This is a genomic window from uncultured Campylobacter sp., from assembly GCF_937949835.1.
Classification (GTDB): domain Bacteria; phylum Campylobacterota; class Campylobacteria; order Campylobacterales; family Campylobacteraceae; genus Campylobacter_B.
In genome coordinates this window covers 1-2,835 of sequence record NZ_CALEDC010000223.1, presented here as the reverse complement: position 1 = coordinate 2,835, position 2,835 = coordinate 1, and the positions used below count along the sequence as shown (strand labels likewise).

Annotated in this window: 2 protein-coding genes; one reads left to right on the top strand and one right to left on the bottom strand. The window is 49.7% G+C overall.

What is annotated here, in order from left to right; genetic code table 11:
* Positions 1 to 328: 328 nt before the first annotated feature.
* Positions 329 to 1,222 (top strand): NAD(P)H-dependent glycerol-3-phosphate dehydrogenase, encoded by an 894-nt coding sequence (locus Q0256_RS05135; protein WP_297960723.1) that lies wholly within the window; start codon positions 329 to 331, stop codon positions 1,220 to 1,222.
* Positions 1,223 to 1,690: 468 nt separating this feature from the next.
* On the opposite strand, the gene Q0256_RS05130 is transcribed toward Q0256_RS05135, so the two are convergent.
* Positions 1,691 to 2,434, bottom strand: coding sequence for a DUF4272 domain-containing protein (locus tag Q0256_RS05130; protein WP_297960720.1), 744 nt, complete (start codon positions 2,432 to 2,434; stop codon positions 1,691 to 1,693).
* Positions 2,435 to 2,835: the final 401 nt, after the last annotated feature.

Sequence of the window (2,835 nt, the reverse complement as noted above, 5' to 3'; positions counted from 1 at the left end):
CTTCCGATCTTCTCATTCGTTCACTGCCGCGCCTTTTGTGAAAGTGTTTTTTGGCGGAAGAGCAAAACCTTAAAAGTATGAAATTTTAGTGAGGTAAATTTTAAAAAAAGCGAAGTTTTGGCTGAGTAAATTTCAAAAGCGCGAAATTTTAACAAGACGAAATTTTGACGAGATAAAATTTTAAAAAGCGAATTTTAAAGCGTGGCTTCTGCTAGCGTTTGCGCAGGCTCATGTCGGCGCTTTTGGGCTAAATTTTCAAAGAGCGGGAATTTCAAGAGAATGAAATTTGAAAAACCGCAAATTTGCGAATAAATTTTTAAAAAGGAACATAATGAAAATCGCGGTTATCGGCGCGGGCAAATGGGGCAGCGCGCTTTTTGACGCGCTTAGCGCGAAAAACGAATGCGTCATCACTTCTCGCACGCCAAGGCAAATTCCGCATTTTGTAAGCGTGAGTGAGGCATTGGAGTGCGAAGCGCTCGTTTTCGCGCTCGCGGCGCAACAAACCGCGCAGTGGCTGGATCAAAATTTCACCTACAAAAATCAAAAAATTCTAGTCGCTTCCAAGGGCATCGACGCGGCTAGCGGCAGGTTTTTGAACGAAATTTTTGAAGCGTATGTCGCGCGCGGCAATCTTGCTTATCTATCGGGTCCGTCGTTTGCCACTGAAGTCATGCAGAAGCTGCCTTGCGCGCTCGTCGTAAGCTCGTGTAACGAAAATCTAGCCGAACTTTTCGCAAGTGCCTTCCCTGCCTACATCAAGACCTACACGAGTGGCGATATCATCGGCGCAGAGGTGTGCGGCGCGTATAAAAATGTCATCGCTATCGCTAGCGGCGTTTGCGATGGGCTCGAGCTCGGCAATAACGCTAGAGCGAGCTTGATCGCGCGCGGCATCGTGGAGATCGCGCGCTTCGGCAAATTTTTCGGCGCGCGAGACGAGACCTTTTTGGGCTTAAGTGGCGTGGGTGATCTGTTTTTGACTGCCTCGAGTGCACTATCGCGAAACTACCGCGTGGGACTAGGGCTTGCGCGCGGCAAAGGGCTCGAGGAAATTCTGCGCGAGTTAGGCGAGGTCGCCGAGGGCGTGGCTACGACCGAAGCGGTCGTAAATATCGCGACAAAGCACAAGATCTACGCTCCGATCGCTACCGAGGTCGCGCAAATTCTGCGTGGCAAGGACGTAAGGGCGAGCCTAAAGGACCTGCTACGCAAAAAATGAGCCGTACGACGGAATTCTCTCGCTAAATTTTAGCGGTGAATTCGACCTGCATAGTTTTGATTTATCCGCTATGTTTGTGAAATTTAGTTGCCGGTTTGCGGATTTTGGTCGTTGTTTGTTTGGATCTGTTTACGCGGCTTTGATTTAAAATTTTGCTTTAAGCTTGAGCGCAAAATTTCAAAGCGAGGTCGTAAAATTTTAAAACATTTAAGATGGATCGTAGGTAGTTTAGAAGCGCTACTGCTTCGTTCTGCTTGTAGCCGCCGATGGTCGGCAGTGGAGAGTGGAGCATATTGCTTGTCTGTGACCGGGTAGGTCAAAATTTTTGATGTGTCAGATTTAAAAATTAAGGCGTAGTATTTTTTCTTTAGACGAGGCGGAAATGAGCCGAATGAAAGAGCGTATATTATAATACGTGACTGAAATTCGGCAAATTTCCAACGACGTATAAAGGAAAAAGAGGGGCTGCTAGGTATTCAGATCAGGATAATCCCACGCATTATATTCATCCGTCAGATTATCATTCTCCGCCCCTTTGCAGCACAGCCACTCCAGCCCGCCGCGTCTCTCCATCACGACCTCTTCGTCGAGCCCCGCGCAGTCTGAGCCGTGCACGCGGGCATTGACGCACGCCCAGTGGTAGCGGTAGATGAGATCAAGCGCCTGTAAAATTTCATCCGTATCGCGCAGCTTCACGCGCGCCGAAAAATCGCCACCGCTAAAGGTGTCCATCACAAAGGCGCAGTCGCAGATCTCGCTCGGAAAGCTAAGCTCATCCACGAGCCCCATGGCCCACATCAGCGCCCACAGCGACTCGTATTTCCAGCCCATATTTACGGCCTCGTCGCGGCTTGCCTCGCCCTGCGTGACGCGGCGCTCCATGCGCGTGAGCTTGTCTATGCAGCCGTAGCGATTATCTAGAAAGCCCTGCACGCCCTGCTTATCCTCATCCGCGAGCTTGCCCTCGTCCCTGATCGAGCAGGCGCACATTACCGTCGCGTATGAGCAGATCGCGCGAGCGATGACTTCGTCCTTTTCGCGCGGGATGACCTCGTCCGTCTCGTACCGCAGCGGCAGATGGAGGGTAAACGGCACGCCTTGGGATTTTAAAATTTCGATGCTTATATCCTTGCGCTCTTGCGCGGTCTTGCCGATCTTTGCAGCGTTTGCGCTATTTTTGCCGCCTTTTTTAAAAAAATCCGAAAATGCCATGAGCTCTCCTTAAAATTTTAAATGTATTTTAAAACAATCGCGCAAAATTTCAGCTTACGGCGACGACGCAGGTTTTTTAAATTTAAGCTCTACAAATCGGACGGAAATTTCACGCTGCGTTACGAATTTATGCGGCGCCGCGCAGGCTCGCCCGTGCCTTCTATGATGCTTCGATACATATCGTCGTAAAATATCCTTACGGGCGATTAGGGCTCTTGCGGCGATTCCAGCGAGATAAAAAAATTTAAGCTTTGCCTTAGATCGGTTAAGTTTCGAAGGCCATTCGAACCGGTTTTGGCGGCGCCATAAGCGCTGCCGCTTCTTTTTTACAAATATACCGTCCCGCCGCAGTCGGCAAGGATGTCTGCGGTATGCGGAATAAAATCGCCGAGCGGCATAAG